The sequence below is a fragment of the Streptomyces sp. NPDC026515 genome (genome assembly GCF_055567595.1).
The window spans coordinates 150,131-150,627 of sequence record NZ_JBVHQD010000008.1; the positions used below are offsets into that span (position 1 = coordinate 150,131).

1 protein-coding gene is annotated in these 497 nt (G+C 74.0%); it reads left to right on the forward strand.

Translation table 11 applies throughout. The features are described from left to right. The coding region (locus tag ACZ4O3_RS18340; RefSeq protein ID WP_467722977.1) for a hypothetical protein at positions 1 to 497 on the forward strand (497 nt) is incomplete at both ends.

Sequence of the window (497 nt, forward strand, 5' to 3'; positions counted from 1 at the left end):
CCTGCGGGCCCTGCGCGCCGACACCTGTATCGCCCTGCGAACCCTGCGAACCCTGCGCACCCTGCGAACCCACACCCGTATCGCCCTGCGAACCCTGCACACCCTGCGGGCCCTGCGAACCCACACCCGTATCGCCCTGGGCACCCTGCGGGCCCTGCGCGCCGACACCTGTATCGCCCTGCGAACCCTGCGGGCCCTGCACACCCTGCGCACCCTGCGCACCCTGCGCACCCACACCCGTATCGCCCTGCGAACCCTGCACACCCTGCGTGCCCTGCGGGCCCTGCGTGCCCTGCGCACCCTGCGGGCCCTGCGAACCGACACCCGCATCGCCCTGCGTGCCCTGCGGGCCCTGCGCACCCACACCCGTATCGCCCTGCGAACCCTGCACACCCTGCGAACCCTGCGTGCCCTGCGCACCCTGCGGGCCCTGCGAACCGACACCCGCATCGCCCTGCGTGCCCTGCGGGCCCTGCGCACCCACACCCGTATCGCCC